Below are 20,141 nucleotides of genomic sequence, written 5' to 3'. Positions count from 1 at the left end.
CTTATGTGCAGCTCAGGTTAGCTAATAAATCGAGATGCTGTACTTCTTCATCAGTGATGACATAACCTATAGGGTTAGTAGGGCAAGACACACACAGTACGCTAATGCTTCTGTCGCTTGCTAATACTTGCTCAACAGCTTTAAATTTAATGATATATTTAAATTGGTTTGAGCCACTTTCAGTATTTAAAATTTCGATATCGGGCTTTGTTGCTACAAACATATCGTCTGTTAAGCCTTGATCTGCATAGCCTACATATCAGGTGCCAGCGGAAATAAAACCTTTTTATGGCTTCCATCAGGCATACTGCCAGCTAACAGATTGAATAACAAAAAATTGGCTTGGCTGCCATTACCCGCAGGGCCATCGTAAAGTCTGAATACGTTGGAAAGTGTATTATTCACAACAAACTTTTGTAACTCATTGATAAAAAATTATTAACCTCAGGCACTAAGGCCGGATTACCACCACCGAGCATAACAATATTTGGATTGTTACTGTTTTTAGCATCGCCTAAATCTTCAATTAACTGAGTAATACCATTAGGTTGAGTAAATTTAGTGCCGAAGTTTGAGTAATCCATAATGACCGTGTGCCTTAAAAAATGATAAGTTAGTGTAAATTAACACTATGAATTTGATATTGAAAAATTTTCACCGCTTAGATTACTATAGCGATAACCCGCTATGATCGTTTTTAATATTTTAAGTAGGGCAGCCTTATCAGCAACCTTGAATCACACACTAAAACACCTTTAAACACCACAGCAGACGATTCGGTTATTACTGATACGATTCTTAAAATTGCTACTTTTAATTTGTTTAATTACCTCGAGCCGCCTAATGCCTATTATGAATTTGAACGCATATACACCGCAGAGCAGTGGGCTAAAAAGCAGCGTTGGCTTGTAAATTACTTAACCGAGCATCAGCCTGATGTGATTGGCTTTCAAGAAGTATTTAGTATTAAGTCGCTTAAAGAATTAGTTAAAGAGCAAGGTTATGCGTACTTTGCCGTGGTAGATGAGCCCCAGGTAATCGACGACTTTATTTACAAACGACCTGTAGTAGCGCTTGCTGCTAAATATCCCATCGTTGAAGTGGCGAGTGTTGAGCATGACCATGAGCTTGCTAAAACCCTTGGCTTAACTGAGGATTTTACATTTAGCCGAAAGGTGCTTAGAGCTACAATAACCTTACCGCATATCGGCAATACCGATTGCTATGTGGTGCATTTTAAGTCTAAGCGCTCAATGATAGAGCTCGATGAGCAAAACCAAGATCTCACACCCGAAAAAAACATTATCGAGCTATTAAAAGCCGATATAGCAGGGAGTTGGGGCTCAACAATTCAGCGCGGCAGTGAGGCTACATTGCTGATGATAGACATCATTGCACGCCGCGAATCTGCACAAAACCCAATGGTTTTAATGGGCGATTTTAATAACAACTTAGCCGATGGTGTATTAAGCCATTTGTTAACTAATACGCTGCGTTTTGCCCCGACGTTTGACAGTAACACTTACCTTGCAAAATATTGCCTTAACGACGCGTGGCAGTTATTTACAAGGTCGCAATTAAATTCGGCTAATCAAAATAATGAAAATACAGTAGATTTAAAGCGAAAGCCTACCCATTATATTGGCGCGAGCAGCTCAGTGCTTGACTATATTTTGCTATCTTGCGAGTTTGACTCAAGTTACGACGACAGCTTTTTTGAGGTGAGGCAGTACCATACTTACGATCGTCATTTAATTAACCCTGAATTTGAGCGTGATGATTTAAGCACCGATCATGGCGTGGTATTGATTAGCTTAGCATTAAGGTCGTGACGGATTTTGTTACTAAAAATTATAAGCTAATCTGCCGCTGACATAATTAATATTAAGGCGCTCAGTAGGTGCCTTGATGTTATCCCTTTCTTTTATCCTGCTGTTTTAAAAAATCACTAATAAATAGTGCATTAACTCTAATTTATATTGATCCACATCACCTTTATTAACGGTGAGGATGGTAGATTAGTGACGCTGGATTTTTAAGTTCGTTTAAATTGCTTATTACAACTACCCATGTTGTACTTTCAAGGCAGGGTTGCTTTAATATAACAAATAGCGTGCTGTATCATAAAAATTTTTACCTTGACTACCCTCACTTACATTACTTTATACATACATGGAGTTTTAGCACATGACAATTAAATCAACGTTCAAATCTTTGAGTAAGCTCGCTGTTTTGGTCATTGTGGGGGGGGCTGGCTGGTATGCTTGGCAAACCTTGCAGCCTACATCATTTGCTGAACAACTCCCTGACAGTGTTGCCTATGGAAATGGGCGAATTGAAGCGACTGAGTACGATATTGTTACAAAATTACCGGGCCGCTTAGTTGACGTTATGGTGCAAGAAGGCGATATGGTCAAAGCGGGTCAAACGTTAGCGGTTATTGACACTGATGATTTAAATGCACAGTTACGTGAAGCTCAGGCGGGGCTTCGTGTTGCTAATGAGTCTCGTAAATACGCATTAGCGATTGTAGAGCAGCATAAAAGTGAGCTTAATTTTGCACAAACTGAATTGCGCCGCTCTGCAAAATTATTGGAAAAAGGCCATATTTCAAAAGAAGTGGTTGATCAACAACGAACCACCTCTACTATTGCGCAAGCTGCTTTAACCGCGGCAAACGTAAAAGTTGTGCAGTCGGATGCTGAAATAGAAGCAGCGCAGGCACGTATTGAGCGATTACAAAGCAACATAGCCGACAGCACGCTCACAGCACCAATCAATGGACGCATATTGTATCGATTAGCTGAACCTGGCGAAGTGCTTGGCAGTGGTGGTAAGGTTTTATCGTTATTGGATTTAACCGATGTTTATATGAGTATATATTTACCAACAGCGCAAGCGGGCAAGGTAACAATAGGCTCACAAGCGCGCATTGTTATTGATGCTATTGCCGAGTATACATTACCGGCTAAAGTGACGTTTGTATCTGCACAGGCGCAATTTACCCCTAAATCGGTAGAAACCCGAAACGAGCGCGATAAACTGATGTTTAGAGTTAAGGTAAAGCTCGACTCGCAGTTATTAAAAGATCATATCAAACAAGTAAAAACAGGGGTGCCAGGGCTTGCTTATGTGTTGTTAGCGCCTGAAAAAAATTGGCCTACGTCATTACAGGTACGAGTGCCTGAATAATGGATAACGACGATAAAAACATTCAACAGCCATCAAGTGAAAGTGTGGTTAGGCTTACTAAGGTGAGCCATCGCTATGCTAATAATCGCGTGCTTGACAACATTAGTATTTCATTACCTGCCGGGAAAATGGTCGGGTTTATAGGCCCTGATGGCGTAGGAAAATCAAGCTTGTTGGCACTTATCGCAGGGGCAAGGACGATTCAAGAAGGGGAGGTTGAGGTATTAAACGGCAATATGCGCAGCAGTGGTTTTCGTAATACGGTGTCGCCACGCATTGCTTACATGCCTCAAGGACTTGGCAAAAATGTGTATCCAACACTTTCTGTGTTTGAAAATATAGATTTTTTTGGTCGTCTATTTTCTCAAAATAAAGCCGAGCGAAAACAACGAATTAATAACCTTTTAAAAAGTACAGGCTTAGAGGCATTTGCCGATCGCCCCGCAGAAAAGCTCTCTGGCGGGATGAAACAAAAACTCGGTTTGTGCTGCGCACTGATCCATGACCCTCAATTATTAATTTTAGATGAGCCAACAACCGGGGTTGATCCGTTATCGCGTCGTCAATTTTGGCAATTAATAAACAGTATTCGCGCTGAAAATACACAGATGAGCGTACTGGTTGCGACCGCCTACATGGAAGAAGCCGATGATTTTGATTGGCTAGTCGCTATGGACGATGGAAAAGTAATCGGTACGGGCAGCCCACAAAACCTAAAAACGCAAACGAATAAAGAATCGCTTGATGAGGCGTTTATAGCATTACTTCCTGAAGAAAAGCGCCATGATCATCAGCGGTTAGTTGTGCCACCTCGCAAACAAGACATAAACACAACTCAGTTCGCTATAGAAGCAAATGGATTATGTAAAACATTTGGTGATTTTACCGCCGTTAACAAGGTGAGCTTGAGTATTGAACAAGGTGAAATTTTTGGCTTTTTAGGCTCAAATGGCTGTGGAAAAACCACCACAATGAAAATGCTTACGGGGTTACAACCGGCAACCAGTGGCGAAGCAAAATTGTTTGGTGAAAAGGTCGATGCCAATAACATCGAAAGCCGCAAACGCGTTGGTTTTATGTCACAAGCGTTTTCGCTTTATAACGAGCTTACAGTAAAGCAAAACTTGGTATTGCATGCGCGTTTATTTCACTTGCCTGCAGAGAAAATAGAGCCGCGCGTTAAAGATTTAATTACTCGGTTTAACCTTAAAAAATACAGTGACGATTTTCCTACCGATTTGCCCTTAGGTATTCGCCAGCGTTTATCGCTTGCTGTTGCGGTAGTACATAGCCCTGAAATGCTCATACTTGATGAGCCCACATCGGGGGTAGACCCCGTTGCGAGGGATGACTTTTGGCAGCTACTCATTGAGCTTTCGCGCGAACAAGGCGTGACTATTTTTATTTCGACTCACTTTATGGATGAAGCGGCACGTTGCGATAGAATTTCGTTAATGCATGCAGGTAAAATACTTGCCAGCGATACGCCAGCTGCACTGTGCCAAGCGCGTAATACCGACACACTAGAAGCTGCCTTTATTGAATATTTAGAAGAGGCGGTAAATGCAGCCGGAGCAAGCCCGGCGATACAAGCATCGATAACGGATAAAACCAAAGCATTGGATTCAGCGCCCGCTACTTGTAAAAATAACATTAACCCCGCATTTAGTTTGTTGCGGTTATTTGGTTATGCGCATCGCGAAACGCTAGAGTTATGGCGCGATCCTATTCGCCTAACGTTTGCTTTGCTGGGCTCGATAATTTTACTGTTTATTTTAGGTTACGGCATTACATTTGATGTTGAAGATTTAAGCTTTGCGGTACTAGATCAAGACCAATCGCCCGAGAGCCGCAACTACATTCAAAATATGGCAGGTTCACGTTACTTTATCCAAAGAGCAGATATTAAAAGCCCGCAAGAACTTGATAAACGAATGCGAAGTGGTGAGTTAAGCGTGGCCGTTGAAATTCCACCTAACTTTGCTCAGCAATTTAAACGCGGCCGTAAACCTGAAATTGTAGTGTGGATTGATGGTTCTATGCCGTTTAGGGCAGAAACGATTAATGGTTATATGAGCGGCGTGTATTACAGCTATTTAACCAACTTATCTTTGCGCACTTATGCACAAGTACCAAACTTAGTGCCAGCTAATATTGAATCTCGCTATCGTTATAACCAAGATTTTAAAAGCATTGAGGCCATGGTGCCGGCGGTTATTCCACTACTATTGGTATTTATTCCTGCGATATTGATGGCGCTTGGCGTAGTCCGGGAAAAAGAGTTGGGTTCAATCATAAACTTATATGTAACACCGGTTAACCGGCTGGAATTTATTATTGGCAAACAGCTGCCTTACATTTTAGTGAGTATGATCAGCTTTTTTGGCTTAGTCGCACTTGCTATTACTGTGTTTGGTGTGGCGCTAAAAGGCAGCTTTTGGGCGCTTAGTTTGGCTGCATTATTATACGTTACAGCGACTACCGGAGTCGGGCTGTTAATTTCGGCTTTTACAAAAACACAAATTTCAGCATTGGCAGCCACTACGGTGGTTGTGTTAATGATTGCCGTTAACTTTTGTGGGTTAATTGACCCTGTTTCTTCCTTAGAAGGGTTTGGCGCGATTATAGGCAAACTGTTTCCGACTACCTACTTTTTAGAGGCGTGTCGAGGGGTCTTTAATAAAGCGCTTAATTTTTCTGATTTATCAGCCCAGCTACTGCCTTTATTCGCTTTTATACCTGTGCTGACTCTGGCCAGTGTATTTTTACTTCCAAAGCAGGACAAATAGCCATGCAACGTCACGGAAATATTGTTAATTTAGGTATTAAAGAGTTGCGTAGTTTATGGCGTGATAAGGTTTTACTGCTATTTGTTTTTTTTGCTTTTACTGGGTTGATTTATGTGGTGGCTTCAGCCACGTCGATAGAGTTAAATAATGCGCCGATTGCAGTTGTTGATCACGACCAATCGCAATTATCTAAGCGTATTATTAATGCCTTTTATGAGCCTTACTTTAAAACGCCAGACAGTATTTCATTAAGCGATGTTGACTCAGCTATGGATAATGGCCGCTATACTTTTGTGCTTAATATCCCGCCTTATTTTGAGCGTGATGTACTTGCAGCTAAGCAACCTACAATTCAAGTAAATATAGATGCTACGCGCATGTCGCAAGCATTTATTGGTGATAACTATATTCAAACCATTATTAACGGTGAAGTAAATGAGTTTGTGCAAGGTTATCGAACCGTTTATTCACTGCCAATAAAGCAATCGGCGCACATTATGTTTAATCCAAACATGACAAGTGTATGGTTTGGTAGCGTGATGGAATTAATGAACGTGATCACAATGATTTCGATTATTTTAACTGGCGCCGCGGTGATCCGTGAACGCGAACATGGCACATTAGAGCATTTATTAGTGATGCCATTAAGCCCCTTTGAAATAGTGATGGCGAAAATTTGGGCCAATGGGTTAGTGATTTTATTACTAACTGCGTTTTCATTATTTATTGTGATCGAAGGTTTGTTACAAGTGCCTATTCATGGCTCGCCAGGCTTATTTTTATTTGGCGTTGCTATTCATTTATTTGCGACCACATCGCTGGGTATATTGTTAGGCACACAGGCGCGCACCATGCCGCAACTCGGGTTACTGATGATCTTAATTTTATTACCATTACAAATGCTCTCTGGCGGTGTTACGCCGCGTGAAAGTATGCCTGAGGTGGTGCAAAATATTATGTTATTGGCGCCAACAACGCATTTTGTAAAATTTGCTCAAGCTATTTTATACCGAGGAGCAGGGGGGGATGTAGTTTGGCCTTACTTTTTAGCATTAACTGTTATTGGCAGTGTGTTTTTTACTGTTGCATTAATGCGCTTTCGTAAATCAGTGGCGCAAGGTTAGGGTATTAAAATATAACGCGTGTTTTCAAAAAAGTGGCTGTTTAAGATAAAGCCACCCGTTAACGTTAAAGCGCTAAGGGTGGCTATTGAAGTATGGGGGAGTGATACCATCCGCAATAATTATTAAGCGAATGGGTTTGACTTAGTTTAGTCTTGGGTTAAGTGGTAAACCTTTCAGTTGTTGTAACGCGTTGTTTGCTAAACGAGTATTTTGTTGTGTGTGCATACCTAAAGACGGTAGCTGATCCGCATTCAAAACCAGTTTATATTGGCTTAGCGTTTGTATAAGATCAGCGTTTAATACACTGTAATTAAGCGCTATTTTTTTGCGAAATTGCGTTTAATGGTGGCTACGTCTTTGTATTGTGCCAACTTAGCCAAGTTTTCACCTTTTTCGATTTCATATTGAGCTGAAAAAGCGGGCGCTGATACACAGTTCAATAGCGCTAAGGTTACCAAGCATTTGGTTATTTTATTCATCATATTCATTTTACCGTTCCGTTATCAGTAACACCATAAAACAACACTTAGAATAAATGCTAAAATAAAAATTATAAAAATACGTAATTAGTACTGATTTTAAGTTGCGCTCAGACTCTAAAAAAATACCAAGACGCTGTGATAGAGTAAGTTTTATATAAAGAATGAATCTATTACAAAAATTTATTTTACTAAAAAGTAATTACTATATACATCAGTGGCTTATCTTTGGCTTGATAGTTGCTGTAACTACTACTCTAATAACAACACAAAGGATTAAACAATGACCGATATAGCACATTCAGCGTTTATAGCATTTTATTTATATTTAATTATGATGTTAGTTCAGTGGGCAGTGGCGACGTTTAGTAAAGCCAAACAGCCTGGAGCTGTACCAGGAAAAATTGATAAAGACCTATCTCATGAGAGTTTTATATTTAGAGCGCATCGCACCTTTCATAACACATTAGAAAACAGTGCGTTATTTATAGGAACGGTTTTATTTGCCTTTGTGATGAATTACCACAGTTCGGTTTTTGCAATCTGTATTTGGGTTTACGTTATTGCACGTTTAATTCATATGGCACTGTATTACGCCATTGCCACAGAGAAAAACCCCAGCCCGCGTAGTTACTTCTTTTTAATCGGTGTGATTGCAAACATTGTGATGTTAGTGCTGTTAGGACTGCGATTAGCAAGCTAATTAAATGATTAAAGCGAAAAGCAGACAGTCCCTAGCTTTTCGCTTACTTATTTTATTGGGCTGGCTTTGTTTTTCGCGTCACAATAAAACACATTAATGAGCCTAATGTAACTAATACTACGCCTTGCCAAAATGCGTTGGTGAGCGATAGTGATAAGTAAATAGAGGCAAATAGCGTAGACAATACAGGAATAAAGTAAGACAAGGTGCCTAACAACACTAGGTTACCGCCAATTATTGCTTGGTTCCATAGTGCGTAACCTCCACCAATAACCACCCCTGCCAGCAATAAAGTAAAACTAGAATATACGTTAAACTCAAAGCTGGGTTCATTACTCAGTCCGTAACTTATCCATAAAGAGATTGCCGTGGCTGCAAAAAATACACTAATGGCATTTTTACCCTCGCTAAGTTTAACCGTTACACTGCAATACACAGCCCAAATAAACGCTGCTGCAAACGCCATAGAGTAGGGCAATGGGTTGTCGCTAATATTAGCGGTTAATACAGCCATAGATAAACCACTGTTGCCTGCAATACACCATGCAACGCCTAAAAATGCAATCAGTATGCTCGGGTAGACTAATACGCTTACTTTAGTGCGGTTAACAATAATCGATAATAATATGGTTAACGCTGGCCAAAGGTAGTTAATAATTGCCATTTCTAACGCTTGCTGGCGACTATTTGCAAAGCCGAGGGATAACGCTAAACACATTTCGTAAATAACAAATAAGCTGCCACCAAAGACTAAATAGCGTTTTGGGTAATTGCTTAGCCTTGGTACACCCATGACTAGTATTAAAAAAATCGCACTGACGCTGTAAATTAAAGCAGCACCGCCAATAGGGCTAAATAACTCTGATAAATCACGAATAAAGGCAGTTAAACTGCTCCAAAGTAAAATAGCGAACACCCCATAGAGGGTGTATTTATGTTTGCTTAAAAATGACATGGTGAATTGCTTGATGAATGATAAAAAGTCAGTCGCGAATGTGACATTTTAAAAACAGTGGGGCAAGAGGTAGACTATAAAATTCGACTAAATAACTATAAATAGCTTTAAAATCAAAGAATAAGTTTAATTTTAGTTAACAAGAGCAGGCTATAATAATAGCCCGCCTTCAATTAGTTTAATTACTCAACGCCAATAAAGCCGCCGGTTTGATGTGCCCAAAGAGCAGCATAAATGCCGCCTTGGGCAATTAATTCATCGTGACTGCCTTGCTCTACAACGCCGCCTTCATCAAGCACGATGAGTCTGTCCATTTGTGCAATGGTCGATAATCGATGGGCAATGGCGATTACTGTTTTACCTGTCATTAAATCATCTAAGCTTGCTTGAATAGCCGCTTCGACTTCTGAGTCTAAAGCGCTGGTGGCTTCATCAAGTATAAGGATTGGTGCGTTTTTAAGTAGTACGCGTGCAATGGCAATACGTTGGCGTTGACCACCTGATAGGGTGACCCCTCGTTCGCCTACTTGCGCATCAAAACCTTTATTGCCTTTGCTATCTTCTAAATCGGTTATAAAATCAAGGGCTTTGGCTTGCTTAGTCGCATCGAGCATTTCGGCTTCTGTGGCATCGGGTCTGCCGTATAAAATGTTATCTTTTACTGAGCGATGTAGTAGGGATGTATCTTGGGTAACCATAGCAATATAGCGGCGAAGGCTTTCTTGGCTTACATCCGTAATATTTTGGCCATCAATACTAATGCTGCCTTTGTCGGTGTCGTAAAAGCGCAGCAACAAGTTAACTAATGTAGATTTACCCGCGCCAGAGCGACCCACTAAGCCGATTTTTTCACCGGGTTTAATGTTTAAGTTTAATCCGTTTATTACGGGGCCACGGTTATTTTCATTCGCGGCTTTACCGTAGTTAAAATGTACATTATTAAAGTCGATTGCCCCTTGGGTGACCTTTAACGTTTCGGCTTCTGGTTTGTCATCAACCGCAATAGGATTAGAAAGGGTGCGCATGCCATCAGCCACGGTGCCAATGTTTTCAAACAAGCTGCTAATTTCCCACATGATCCATTGGGCCATGCCATTGAGCCTTAATGATAAACTCAATGCCACGGCAATCGCTCCTGCACTAATGGCGCTTAACGACCATAAATACAAGGACACAGCTGCTACCGAAAACACTAACAAATAGTTTAAGCTTTGAATAACCACGTTTAAGCTGGTGACCAAGCGCATTTGTTTATAAACAGGCTGTAAAAATACATCCATACTTTGTTTAGCGTATTGTTCTTCGCGTTGAGTGTAAGAAAACAGCTTAATGGTTGAAATATTTGTGTAGCTGTCGACGATACGGCCGGTCATTTCTGAGCGTGCATCAGCTTGTGAACTTGCAATACTTTTTAATCGGGGTACAAAGTAAATTTGCACGCAAATATACAATGCTAACCACACTAATAATGGCAACATTAAACGCCAGTCTGAGGCGGCCACTAAAAACACCATTGAGCCAAAGTAAACAGCAATGTACATCAGTACATCAAGTAACTTAGTGACTGACTCACGTACTGCTAATGAGGTTTGTAATACTTTTGTAGCGATACGCCCAGCAAATTCGTTTTGATAAAAGCTGACACTTTGACGCAGTAGATAACGGTGTGCCAACCAACGAATCGACATAGGGTAATTCCCCAATAGCGCTTGGTGTAAAATAGCTGATCTAAAAAACACCACTACAGGCATGACGACTAAAAGCATTAACCCCATTTTTATTAACGCGGATTGTTGCTGCGAAAACAGCTCTTCAGGTGTGTACTCGCCAAGCCAGTCAACCAGTTGTCCCATATAACTAAATAAAGACACCTCTAAAATGGCTAATAATGCGGCACTGAGCGACATAAGCACTAACGACAGTTCCATGCCTTTAGTGTAGTGACGACAAAATGCAAAAAGGGTTTTAGGAGGCTGAGATGGAGAACGCTCTGGGAACGGTTTAGTCATCCGTTCAAATAGTCGATACATATTAACTGCTTAATTAAATATTTTATAAAGATGTCCCATTATACCATTGTAAAACACAAAGGCGCAGTGGGAATGAGGTGTGCGTCGGTTAACTTAAGTTGAGTTAACCGTTTATAGCTTAGTGTGGCCGGTTTTATTTTTTACCAGCCAATACGATATACCCAGTGCTAAAGTAACTAACGCCAGGCCAACAATTTGCTCTGAGGTCACTAATTTTAAATCGAGGACAATAATTTTACACGCCACAACCATCAATGCGGTAGCAATAACCAGTTCAACGGGCAGCGAGCTAGAGCCCAAATATAACCGGATTTAGTAAATCAGGGGATCAACATGATCATCTGGTAATTTTTCGTGTTTCTTCATGTTATTTCAGCACCTTATTGATTAAATTAGCCTTTATAAAATGATAGCTGATTAATTTTGTTTAGCACTATATACGGTCAAAACAGTATAAGTGATTATTTTTATTAAAATAGTGTGCTTGAACAGAGGACTTGTTTGGTGAGGGTTAAATTGTAAGTAAAATTCAAGGTGTTAATAATCTGTAATTAAGCGTGTGATTTTTAGTGTCTATCTCAAAAGGTTTGCGGTTATTGGTTTCTGCTGTCATGTTGGTAGCATTCATTATGAGGATAACAATGCGATGTCTTATTTAGGTTTAAAGTTAGTTAATCGACTTATAAAGTATGGTGTGTTGACATCATTATGCTCTGTAACGCTTACAAGCTTTGCTGGCGAGTCTACACAACAAGCATCATTGCATAAAATTGCACAAGAAATTTCGGCGCAGCGTATTGAGAGTGATATTCAAACGCTGGTGAGTTTTGGTACGCGACATACGCTATCAGAGACTAAGTCTGATACACGTGGTATTGGCGCTGCAAGGCGTTGGATTAAAAAAGAATTTGAAGCGATTTCGGCACAATGTGGTGGCTGCTTAGAAATAATAGAGGTAAAACAAACCATTTCGGGAGAAAAGCGCATTCCTAACCCTGTAGAAGTGGTTAACATAATTGCGATTCAGCGCGGCAGTACTGAGCCTAATCGTATGGTGATGATGTCGGGTGATATAGACTCGCGCGTTAGTGATGTAATGGATTTTACCAGCGATGCGCCAGGTGCAAACGATAACGCTTCAGGGATTGCCGGTGTTATTGAGGCAGCGCGTGTTTTATCGAAATATACATTTAATGGCTCGGTTGTTTACGCGGCGCTCTCAGGTGAAGAGCAAGGTTTATTTGGCGGTAAAATTTTAACCGCTTATGCGCAAAAAAATAATTGGCAGGTTCATGGTGTTTTAAATAACGACATGATTGGTAATATTACCGGTATTAATGGCGTAACCGATAACACCACTGCACGCATTTTTTCAGAAGGGACGCGAGTGGTTGAAACCAAAGAGCAAGCGCGTACTCGTCGTTTTACAGGTGGCGAAGTTGACTCAGCGAGTCGTAATTTAGCGCGTTACATAGACACCATTGCCGATAAGTACATTGAAAATTTAGACACTATGCTGGTATACAGACTCGACCGATTTGCTCGAGGAGGGCATCATCGCCCATTTAATGATGCGGGCTTTGCGGCTGTACGTATAATGGAAACTAACGAGCATTACGACCGTCAACATCAAGACCTACGCACCGAAAATGGCATAGTGTACGGTGATACCATCGATGGGGTTGATTTTGATTACGCCGCAAAACTCACGTCATTGAATGCGGTGAGCCTAGCGTCAATGGCATGGGCACCAGCGCCACCGAAAGAAGTGAAAATTAGTGGTGCCGTACGCGCCAGTACCACACTTTCTTGGCAACCATCGGAAGATAAAAATATTGCCGGTTACAAAATTTACTGGCGCTATACGAGTGAGCCACAATGGCAATACAGCCAATGGGTTGATAATGTAAGCGAGTTTACGCTTAAAAATGTGGTTATTGATAACTACTATTTTGGCGTTGCTAGCGTGAATAAACAGGGTGTTGAATCGCCAGTGGTGTTCCCCGGTGATGTGGGGTCGTTTGATCACAACATAAAATAATCGGTTTGCTTAAAAACCCAGCAAACAGCTGCGAATAAGGTGTTAAGCACGCTATTTATGCTTGCGCCTTATTTGTTATGCCCTTAAAGTGTAAACAAAGAAGTAAAAAGGTTATTAAAATGCAGCAACAAGAACAAAAACCATTAACACCAGAGCAGCAAGCTGAACTTCAGCAACAAGAAATTCAATGGCAGCGCGAATGCTTTCAAAATGCGCAAAAGCATTTAGCTGAAAAAGGCATTATGCCCAAAACATTGCTTGAAAAAGAAAGTCGCTTTTTAGCGCCTTTATGTGCGCTTTGGAAATTTAAAGCGCAAAACGGTAAAAGCTACTGGGTGATCACCGGTCGTTTACCAACCGATCACGCTGAAGCATCTGCAGCAAAAGATGCACGCGATGCTATGCGTTATTTTTCACTGCAGTGGCAGTTAAAGGCCGATCAAATTATTACCGGGGGTGCGCGAGATAAAACCCAAGCTGATTTTGCAAATTTACTGATTAACCGTGCACATGGTTTATATGAAATGCATGAAAACGAGCAGCTTTGGGCAAAAGAACCCGCTTAATAAATAAAAGTGAATACATTAAAAAAAACCTAACTTAGCGACCTAAGTTAGGTTTTTTGTTGGAACTTTAATAATTAAGCTCGAAACATAAATAGACTCTAATAAGCGCTATCTACGCGGACTGTGTTATTAGTTAAATAAATAAGGCGCACATTATCACCTTGGTGAAAAGGCATAGCGGGATCGTTGTCTTGTACCACCATAAATTGTTCACCACTTTCTACTTGTATTAGTAGTTCAACTAATTGGAGGTTTTCATAGCGTTGTGTCTGTTGCTGATTATGCGCAACATTACCACCAATCACTGATCCTAAAATCGTCGCTACTGTGCGACCGCTGCCACCACCAAACTGGTTACCAATAACACCACCTAATAGGGCACCCCCAAAGGTTTTCCAACCGTTACTTTTATCGTGAACCAATTGTTGCTCTGTAATGTTGCGCACCGACTTCACTTTACCAAATAGTACTTGCTGCACAGGAACGGCTTTATTGCGTTCATACTTGGCAAAAGTGGGGGCGCTAAATATTAATAAAGTGCATAAAAATAAGCTAAGTGTTTTCATGGTTCGCTCCTGTTAGTTACCAACCAAAGGTAGATTTTTCACGGGTTTTACGAATTTCAGTTTCGTCAGCCCATTCAACAAGGCCACTTTGCATATCCATTAAGCGCATTGTAAATTTGTAGTACACATCGGCTTTATCAGCATTGGATTTAACAATGCTCGATAGATTACCGTACAGCATATATTGCGCACCAATTTGTTTACCAAAGGCCACCGCAGTGCTTGGATTGATCAGTGCATCTTCATTTTGAAATGTAAGTTGTTCACGAACCGCTTCTACACGGGTCATATCAACAAATCTAAATTTTCCACTGCGAAGTAATTGAGTCGAAATTGAGTCGGTAATTGACTCAGTGTCTATGTGTTCACTGGTCTTGTTTTTAATACGCTCAACAAATACCACAGGGCGTGTATTGGCAGTCATAGTACCAACCACTGGCGAACTGAGCAGTGAGTCGGTCATTTGCGAGGCTACTTTTTGTAGGTCGGTAGAGCCAAAGTTTATATCTGTGGTTTCTACGGCTTGGGCATCACCATAACTAACGACTGCTTTATTAGCACAGCCGGTTAGTGTGAGTGCGGCTAAGCCTAAAATTGCATAGCCAGAGAGTGATTTAAATTGTTTATTGATCATCATGGTTTCCTTTAATCTTTAAATTTTTGAGCTTCAGTAGACACTTCTCTTACAGCTAAAGAGAAAGTAACGGCATTAGGGCTAGGCGCGAGTCCTGCAAGCTGAGTTTTAGCAAAGCCAAATAATGTGAGGGCTTGCCACGGCGAGTGGTTGCCTTTAATTACAAAGCCATCTTTATCAAACCAGTTAAATTGATACTGTAAATATTGTGACTTTTTATAGGTACTCGCCAAGGTGACTACCACGTCGGTTAAGTTATTTGTTTGACGGGTTTTTACATCACTAATTAATAGCTTTTTTGCTAACTGTGGATTGTTAACATTGAGCTGCTCTTTGTAGGCGTTGGTAGTTTGTTCAACTCCAATGCCTGAGGTTACAGGTCGGCTGCTACATGCACTAAGCATAAACAACGCAATAATGGGGAGTATGTATTTCATGATGGCTCCTAAAGTTGCACTACATGGGAGTTAAAATAGTTATTAACAGAGGTTAGGTAGATTAACGTTAACCTTTGCTTACTAACGGTAAAATTTATTGGCGGTTGTGAGCCAACATTTAAGGTATGTTCGCCTGCAGCCACTGCACTGCGGGCAAGACTAATTTGATTGGGTAAGGTAAGCCAGCTGCGAGTATCGGCTTGCTCAGATGCAAGATTATATAAGTTTGCTAAAATATTCCCCACATCACCGCCACTGCGGGCAAGCTCAGCGCGCAGCTTTTCTTTCGCCACTAAGCGAAATATTTGTCTCGATACGCGCCCAGCAACTTGCTGCTCTAACGTTTTAGCGGCCAGTGCTTCTAAGTGTACTAACGGGCTTAGTGATAATACATGGTCATTAATTTTGACGTTGTTAACGGTGCTTTCATAAGCATTATTTATATAAATGGGCATGGCGAGACTATAAAAGCGGGCGTCTCCTTGTGAAGTATAAATGGGTAATCGTAATTTAAATTCGTGTTGTTTTGGTATCAGGCCTTGTTCGAATAATATAACCACTTCACCTTGGTTTTTTTCTAAGCTGTTAACTTCGCCAAACTGGCGTTTAAATTGGTTAAAGTCATCAGCAAAACCTTGTTGCTTAGCAAGACGCAGTACATCGTGTTGTAAATACGGATTGTTAGGTTGTATTTCGAGCGCTTTTTTATAGTCTATGTAGGCATCACCTCCTTGCTTTGCCGTTTCATATAGCAAGCCCGATAAATAAAACGTGTACGCATTTTGAAAGCCATTTTTAACCGAGCGAATTAAGTTATCCATATCGGGGTAGTGTTGCTGTGCTTGGGCAACGCCATTATCAAATTCGCTTTGATTATTTAATAGTTCATCAACTTGTACTTTATTAGCACGGCGTATTTCAACTAAGGCGCTTTCAATATCATGTTTATAAACATAATTGAGCGCTTTGTAGCTATGCAACATACTCATTTCGTAGGCGGGCGGTGTATAACCAATAGCTGAGTCGTTGGTTAACAGCGCATTACTTTGCTCAAGCCCAGCACTTACTTGTATTTTTGCAGCTTGGCGCTTAGATTGCATTTGTTGATAGACATTTTCAAAATGAACTTGTGCGTTATCGGGGTTATTGGCTAAATCCGCGATGCGGCCTTGCTCTAATTGGCTCAGTAAATAATTACTGTGTGTTTTGCTGTTTTTGCTTATTAAGGAGCGTGCACTCTCAATATTATTATTCGTAATGGCTTGTCTAATAGGGGTGGTATTAGTGGCGTAATCATTAAAGAGATCGTCAAAGCCAATGGTGCTACAACCACTTACAATAAAGCAAAGACTAAAAGTTAAAATGTGACGCACACGCACTCCTTCTTATTTATTCTGTAAGGTTAACATACTGCCAATAAATACAAGTGTGAAAGATTGTAAAAAAGCGTAGTGTATAAACATAGAACAAAAACCCTTAACAAAAACTTTATCATTTAAAAAATAACCATGTTAACGTTTACAACATTGGGCGTTAATTTAGTCGGTATATAAATACGGTACATATTTATCAATACGTTAGGAATTAATTTGAAAGCAACACTGTTTACCATTATCGCGTTAGTTGCTTTTACTGCAAACTCGTTATTGTGTCGGTTAGCGTTGGCGCAAGGCTACATTGATGCGTGGAATTTTACCGTTATTAGGTTAATGAGTGGGGCAGTGTGTTTGACCATTATTATGCTGCTCTACACTAGGCAGTTAAATAAAAAAGCGCAGTTAAGTAATCCTATTATTAACGATACTGGCAGTTGGCGAAGCAGTGCTAGCTTATTGATATATGCGCTGTGTTTTTCTGTTGCTTATATCGAGCTTGATACCGGTATGGGAGCGCTTATTTTATTCTCGGCGGTGCAATTTACAATGATTGGCTGGGGCATATATAAACAAGAGCGTTTAAGTGCTATGCAATGGCTTGCATTTATAGTGGCGTTTGCGGCATTTGTTTACTTAATGCTGCCCTCACAGACAGCACCACCGCTGATGGCTGCATTATTAATGAGTATAAGTGGCATTGCGTGGGGAATTTACAGTATTCGTGGCAAGGCGTGTATGTCGCCGCTAAGAGCCACTACCTTTAATTTTATACGTAGTTTATTAGTGCTACCTATTTTAATTGTGGTGGGAATGAGCCAGCTTAAAAATATACGTATCGAAGGAGCGTTACTTGCAATAGCCTCAGGTGCCATCGCATCTGGCGTAGGGTACAGTATTTGGTATGTGGCTATGCCACTATTAAAGAGCACGCATGCAGCCATAGTGCAGTTATGCGTACCCGTTTTGGCGGCTATTGCAGGGGCTGTATTTTTATCTGAAACATTAACTGTACAATTTATGCTCCCCAGCAGTATCATTTTACTAGCGGTATTGGTTTTTACTACAAATAAAAAGACTAAAACTGCTTAGCTGGTGGACTTACATTGATCACAAAGCGTTCATACAATGCAGGTAAGTGGGTTAAAATAGCGTCTTTACCTAATAAATCACTGTGTTTAATGCAGTCGTGCAACACTTCTGGCGTAAGGTGGCGAATAAGCTGTGCTGATTGCGCTATGTGGCTAATATGCCAAAGCTCAGGAGCTACCCCGCCCAAGTCGTACTGGTAAGGTCGATAAAACCCAAATTCTGCTAGATGAGTGTCTAGCCATTGGCTTAATTTAGCAAAAGGCCCACCTTGCTGATATTCATTAGGGCTCAATTGCAAAACATAATCGTCACTTACTGCGCCTTTATCGTAAATATCTAAATCAGTCCCTAAATGATGGCGACTCGCCCCCGGTAGCGCAGAATAAAGCATAATGGCAATGCATTTATCAATATCACTGAGCGAATTAATATCAACGTGTTGCTGGGCTTTGTTTAATACCGGCCGCTTAGCGGAAAATTTAGCGTTCCAAATAGCTGATTGACGGTTAAAATCCCGAAAACTTGATGCAATACATAAGTCAAAGCCTGCTGATGCAGCCGCTGTTTGCAGTGCAATAAAGTCATTTACAATATCGGCATGCAAAGAGTGATTTTGTATGGCAACTAAATGTGCATCACTTTGGCCAGTGATGCATTGTATGAGTTCTTTATTTGCAGTCATTAAGTTAACAGGTGCTCTAATATTTGTTCGTAAATATCGGCCAGCGCGATTAGGTCGTCGGTTCTAACACACTCGTCCACTTTATGAATAGTGGCATTACGTGGCCCTAATTCAATAACTTTAGCACCCGTTTGTGCGATAAAACGACCATCTGAGGTGCCACCTGTTGTTTCTAAGTTAGTGGTTAACCCCGTTACCGATTTAATGGCGGCTACGGTGGCATCAACCAATGGGCCGTGATCGGTTAAAAACGGCAAGCCATTCACAATCCAATTGAGTTCATAATTTAAATTGTGTTTTTGTAAAATGGAATTTACTTTTTGTTGTAGTTGTTGATGAGTAACTTCGGTACTAAATCTAAAATTAAATTGTACCTCTAGTTCCCCAGGGATCACATTGCCTGCGCCCGTACCGCCATTAATATTAGAGATTTGAAAGCTGGTGGCTGGAAAAAAATCATTACCCATATCCCACACAGTTTGGCTTAACTCGGTTAAAGCTGGCGTGGCTAAATGAATTGGGTTTTGTGCTAAATGTGGATAGGCCACATGACCTTGCACGCCTTTTATAGTTAAAAACCCCGTGAGTGAACCACGGCGGCCATTTTTAACCACATCACCGAGTACATCGCGAGAAGAGGGTTCACCTACAAGGCACATGTCTATTTTTTCACCGCGCTTCTCTAAAGTATCAATAACGCGGGTAGTGCCGTTAATAAACGGGCCTTCTTCATCTGAGGTAATTAAAAACGAAATGGAACCTTTGTGATCTGGATGCTTAGTCACAAAGCGTTCGGTTGCCACAATCATCGCTGCTAATGAGCCTTTCATGTCGGCAGCGCCACGGCCATGCAATAAGCCGTCTTCAATTAGGCCTGCAAAAGGCGGGTGCTGCCAGTTTTTTTCAGGCCCAGTGGGCACCACATCAGTATGACCGGCAAAACAAAAATGGGGCGATTGGGTCCCTTTACGTGCCCATGTGTTTAGGGTATCGGTAAAAAATAGCGATTCAATATCAAAGCCAATGGCGCTTAGACGTTCATTCATCATATGTTGGCACCCGGCATCTTCAGGTGTAACCGACTCTCGCTGAATTAAGGCTTGGGCTAGGGTAATTACTGGATGGGTCATTATTTAAAAATCTCATCGTATTGTGCTGCTTTAAAGCCTAAGTGATATTGCCCGTTATTAACAAGAATAGGACGTTTGATCATCGCCGGTTGTTCAACGAGTAAATCTATAGCGGTTTGTTTAGTCAAGCTTTGTTTTTGCTCATCAGTAAGCGCTCTGTACGTTGTGCCACGTTTATTAACCAATTGTTCCCAATCAATATGTTCTGCAAAGTCGCTTACCATGTCGTTATTTACGCCGTCTTTGCGGTAGTCATGGAAAGTGAATGCGATGTCGTTATCGCTTAGGTATTTTTTTGCTTTTTTAATTGTATCGCAGTTGCTAATGCCATAGAGAGTGATCATAAAT

19 protein-coding genes and 1 pseudogene are annotated in these 20,141 nt (G+C 40.9%); 8 read left to right on the top strand and 12 right to left on the bottom strand.

Translation table 11 applies throughout. From position 1 onward, the window contains the following. Positions 1–19: 19 nt before the first annotated feature. A pseudogene (gene avtA, locus CWC30_RS08660) lies at positions 20–584 on the bottom strand (valine--pyruvate transaminase); the annotation flags it as partial. 234 nt (positions 585–818) lie between these two features. Here avtA and CWC30_RS08655 point away from each other — a divergent pair. The 4 genes from CWC30_RS08655 to CWC30_RS08640 all read left to right on the top strand — a co-directional run bounded on the left by CWC30_RS08655 (position 819) and on the right by CWC30_RS08640 (position 7,105). Next, positions 819–1,832, top strand: a complete 1,014-nt coding sequence (locus tag CWC30_RS08655; protein ID WP_138626881.1) for an endonuclease/exonuclease/phosphatase family protein — start codon at positions 819–821, stop codon at positions 1,830–1,832. 355 nt (positions 1,833–2,187) lie between these two features. Next, entirely contained in the window at positions 2,188–3,192 is a 1,005-nt protein-coding gene (locus tag CWC30_RS08650; protein ID WP_138626880.1) for an HlyD family secretion protein, read from the top strand. After that, entirely contained in the window at positions 3,192–5,981 is a 2,790-nt protein-coding gene (gene rbbA / locus CWC30_RS08645; RefSeq protein WP_138626879.1) for a ribosome-associated ATPase/putative transporter RbbA, read from the top strand. Before CWC30_RS08650 ends, rbbA begins: the two co-directional genes overlap by 1 nt. A 2-nt stretch (positions 5,982–5,983) precedes the next feature. Then, positions 5,984–7,105, top strand: coding sequence for an ABC transporter permease (locus CWC30_RS08640; RefSeq protein WP_138626878.1), 1,122 nt, complete (start codon positions 5,984–5,986; stop codon positions 7,103–7,105). Positions 7,106–7,422: 317 nt separating this feature from the next. Here the strand turns inward: CWC30_RS08640 and CWC30_RS18735 are convergent, their stop codons facing one another. Then, complete coding sequence (locus CWC30_RS18735) at positions 7,423–7,587, bottom strand: hypothetical protein (protein ID WP_249929839.1); 165 nt, start codon at positions 7,585–7,587, stop codon at positions 7,423–7,425. Between the two features lie 280 nt (positions 7,588–7,867). Between CWC30_RS18735 and CWC30_RS08630 the strand changes: the two genes are divergently transcribed. Beyond that, on the top strand, positions 7,868–8,287 hold the full coding sequence (locus CWC30_RS08630) for an MAPEG family protein (RefSeq protein WP_036982878.1): 420 nt from the start codon (positions 7,868–7,870) through the stop codon (positions 8,285–8,287). Between the two features lie 52 nt (positions 8,288–8,339). Here the strand turns inward: CWC30_RS08630 and yddG are convergent, their stop codons facing one another. The 3 genes from yddG to CWC30_RS08615 all read right to left on the bottom strand — a co-directional run bounded on the left by yddG (position 8,340) and on the right by CWC30_RS08615 (position 11,572). Continuing rightward, positions 8,340–9,242 (bottom strand): aromatic amino acid DMT transporter YddG, encoded by a 903-nt coding sequence (gene yddG / locus CWC30_RS08625; RefSeq protein WP_138626877.1) that lies wholly within the window; start codon positions 9,240–9,242, stop codon positions 8,340–8,342. 182 nt (positions 9,243–9,424) lie between these two features. Further along, positions 9,425–11,272 carry an ABC transporter ATP-binding protein gene (locus tag CWC30_RS08620; RefSeq protein WP_036982874.1) on the bottom strand — a complete coding sequence of 616 codons (1,848 nt, stop codon included), beginning with the start codon at positions 11,270–11,272 and terminating at the stop codon, positions 9,425–9,427. Positions 11,273–11,383: 111 nt separating this feature from the next. Beyond that, positions 11,384–11,572: a phosphate-starvation-inducible PsiE family protein gene (locus CWC30_RS08615; protein ID WP_249929838.1), complete on the bottom strand. Its 189-nt coding sequence runs from the start codon at positions 11,570–11,572 to the stop codon at positions 11,384–11,386. 346 nt (positions 11,573–11,918) lie between these two features. Between CWC30_RS08615 and CWC30_RS08610 the strand changes: the two genes are divergently transcribed. Both CWC30_RS08610 and CWC30_RS08605 read left to right on the top strand, forming a co-directional pair. Continuing rightward, positions 11,919–13,313, top strand: coding sequence for a M28 family peptidase (locus CWC30_RS08610; RefSeq protein ID WP_138626876.1), 1,395 nt, complete (start codon positions 11,919–11,921; stop codon positions 13,311–13,313). 119 nt (positions 13,314–13,432) lie between these two features. Further along, a complete protein-coding gene (locus CWC30_RS08605; RefSeq protein WP_138626875.1) occupies positions 13,433–13,879 on the top strand; it encodes a DUF4826 family protein in 447 nt (148 codons plus the stop codon). A 98-nt stretch (positions 13,880–13,977) separates the two neighbouring features. On the opposite strand, the gene CWC30_RS08600 is transcribed toward CWC30_RS08605, so the two are convergent. Genes CWC30_RS08600 through CWC30_RS08585 form a run of 4 tightly spaced genes read right to left on the bottom strand, consistent with a single transcriptional unit; the run spans position 13,978 to position 16,889 of the window. Continuing rightward, positions 13,978–14,445, bottom strand: coding sequence for an outer membrane lipoprotein (locus tag CWC30_RS08600; protein WP_036982871.1), 468 nt, complete (start codon positions 14,443–14,445; stop codon positions 13,978–13,980). Positions 14,446–14,461: 16 nt separating this feature from the next. Continuing rightward, positions 14,462–15,079: a penicillin-binding protein activator LpoB gene (lpoB, locus tag CWC30_RS08595; RefSeq protein WP_051894383.1), complete on the bottom strand. Its 618-nt coding sequence runs from the start codon at positions 15,077–15,079 to the stop codon at positions 14,462–14,464. An 11-nt stretch (positions 15,080–15,090) separates the two neighbouring features. Then, positions 15,091–15,516, bottom strand: coding sequence for a YcfL family putative periplasmic lipoprotein (locus CWC30_RS08590; protein ID WP_036982869.1), 426 nt, complete (start codon positions 15,514–15,516; stop codon positions 15,091–15,093). 8 nt (positions 15,517–15,524) lie between these two features. Further along, positions 15,525–16,889 (bottom strand): COG3014 family protein, encoded by a 1,365-nt coding sequence (locus tag CWC30_RS08585; protein ID WP_138626874.1) that lies wholly within the window; start codon positions 16,887–16,889, stop codon positions 15,525–15,527. A gap of 216 nt (positions 16,890–17,105) precedes the next feature. On the opposite strand from CWC30_RS08585, the gene CWC30_RS08580 reads away from it, so the two are divergent. Next, positions 17,106–17,981, top strand: coding sequence for a DMT family transporter (locus CWC30_RS08580; protein ID WP_138626873.1), 876 nt, complete (start codon positions 17,106–17,108; stop codon positions 17,979–17,981). Here CWC30_RS08580 and CWC30_RS08575 read toward each other — a convergent pair. From CWC30_RS08575 to CWC30_RS08565, 3 genes are read right to left on the bottom strand one after another with little or no spacing between them, the layout of a single operon-like run. Then, complete coding sequence (locus CWC30_RS08575; RefSeq protein ID WP_036982866.1) at positions 17,968–18,663, bottom strand: M15 family metallopeptidase; 696 nt, start codon at positions 18,661–18,663, stop codon at positions 17,968–17,970. The genes CWC30_RS08580 and CWC30_RS08575 overlap by 14 nt on opposite strands. Further along, positions 18,663–19,793: a succinyl-diaminopimelate desuccinylase gene (gene dapE, locus CWC30_RS08570; RefSeq protein ID WP_138626872.1), complete on the bottom strand. Its 1,131-nt coding sequence runs from the start codon at positions 19,791–19,793 to the stop codon at positions 18,663–18,665. Before dapE ends, CWC30_RS08575 begins: the two co-directional genes overlap by 1 nt. Further along, on the bottom strand, positions 19,793–20,137 hold the full coding sequence (locus CWC30_RS08565; RefSeq protein ID WP_138626871.1) for an ArsC family reductase: 345 nt from the start codon (positions 20,135–20,137) through the stop codon (positions 19,793–19,795). The genes dapE and CWC30_RS08565 overlap by 1 nt, the downstream gene beginning before the upstream one ends. Positions 20,138–20,141: the final 4 nt, after the last annotated feature.

Source organism: Pseudoalteromonas sp. S4741 (assembly GCF_005886135.1).
In the GTDB taxonomy this organism is placed as follows: domain Bacteria; phylum Pseudomonadota; class Gammaproteobacteria; order Enterobacterales; family Alteromonadaceae; genus Pseudoalteromonas; species Pseudoalteromonas tetraodonis.
Note: the sequence above shows the minus strand (reverse complement) of the source record. Positions and strands in the feature narration are given on the sequence as shown.

Bases quoted from the DNA above. Each gene is read 5' to 3' on its own strand.
- lpoB (WP_051894383.1), bottom strand. From the start codon at position 15,079: ATGATCAATAAACAATTTAAATCACTCTCTGGCTATGCAATTTTAGGC.
- yddG (WP_138626877.1), bottom strand. From the start codon at position 9,242: ATGTCATTTTTAAGCAAACATAAATACACCCTCTATGGGGTGTTCGCT.
- CWC30_RS08640 (WP_138626878.1), top strand. From the start codon at position 5,984: ATGCAACGTCACGGAAATATTGTTAATTTAGGTATTAAAGAGTTGCGT.
- dapE (WP_138626872.1), bottom strand. From the start codon at position 19,793: ATGACCCATCCAGTAATTACCCTAGCCCAAGCCTTAATTCAGCGAGAG.
- CWC30_RS08565 (WP_138626871.1), bottom strand. From the start codon at position 20,137: ATGATCACTCTCTATGGCATTAGCAACTGCGATACAATTAAAAAAGCA.
- rbbA (WP_138626879.1), top strand. From the start codon at position 3,192: ATGGATAACGACGATAAAAACATTCAACAGCCATCAAGTGAAAGTGTG.
- CWC30_RS08575 (WP_036982866.1), bottom strand. From the start codon at position 18,663: ATGACTGCAAATAAAGAACTCATACAATGCATCACTGGCCAAAGTGAT.
- CWC30_RS08600 (WP_036982871.1), bottom strand. From the start codon at position 14,445: ATGAAAACACTTAGCTTATTTTTATGCACTTTATTAATATTTAGCGCC.
- CWC30_RS08610 (WP_138626876.1), top strand. From the start codon at position 11,919: ATGTCTTATTTAGGTTTAAAGTTAGTTAATCGACTTATAAAGTATGGT.
- CWC30_RS08590 (WP_036982869.1), bottom strand. From the start codon at position 15,516: ATGAAATACATACTCCCCATTATTGCGTTGTTTATGCTTAGTGCATGT.
- CWC30_RS08605 (WP_138626875.1), top strand. From the start codon at position 13,433: ATGCAGCAACAAGAACAAAAACCATTAACACCAGAGCAGCAAGCTGAA.
- CWC30_RS08630 (WP_036982878.1), top strand. From the start codon at position 7,868: ATGACCGATATAGCACATTCAGCGTTTATAGCATTTTATTTATATTTA.
- CWC30_RS08620 (WP_036982874.1), bottom strand. From the start codon at position 11,272: ATGTATCGACTATTTGAACGGATGACTAAACCGTTCCCAGAGCGTTCT.
- CWC30_RS18735 (WP_249929839.1), bottom strand. From the start codon at position 7,587: ATGATGAATAAAATAACCAAATGCTTGGTAACCTTAGCGCTATTGAAC.
- CWC30_RS08650 (WP_138626880.1), top strand. From the start codon at position 2,188: ATGACAATTAAATCAACGTTCAAATCTTTGAGTAAGCTCGCTGTTTTG.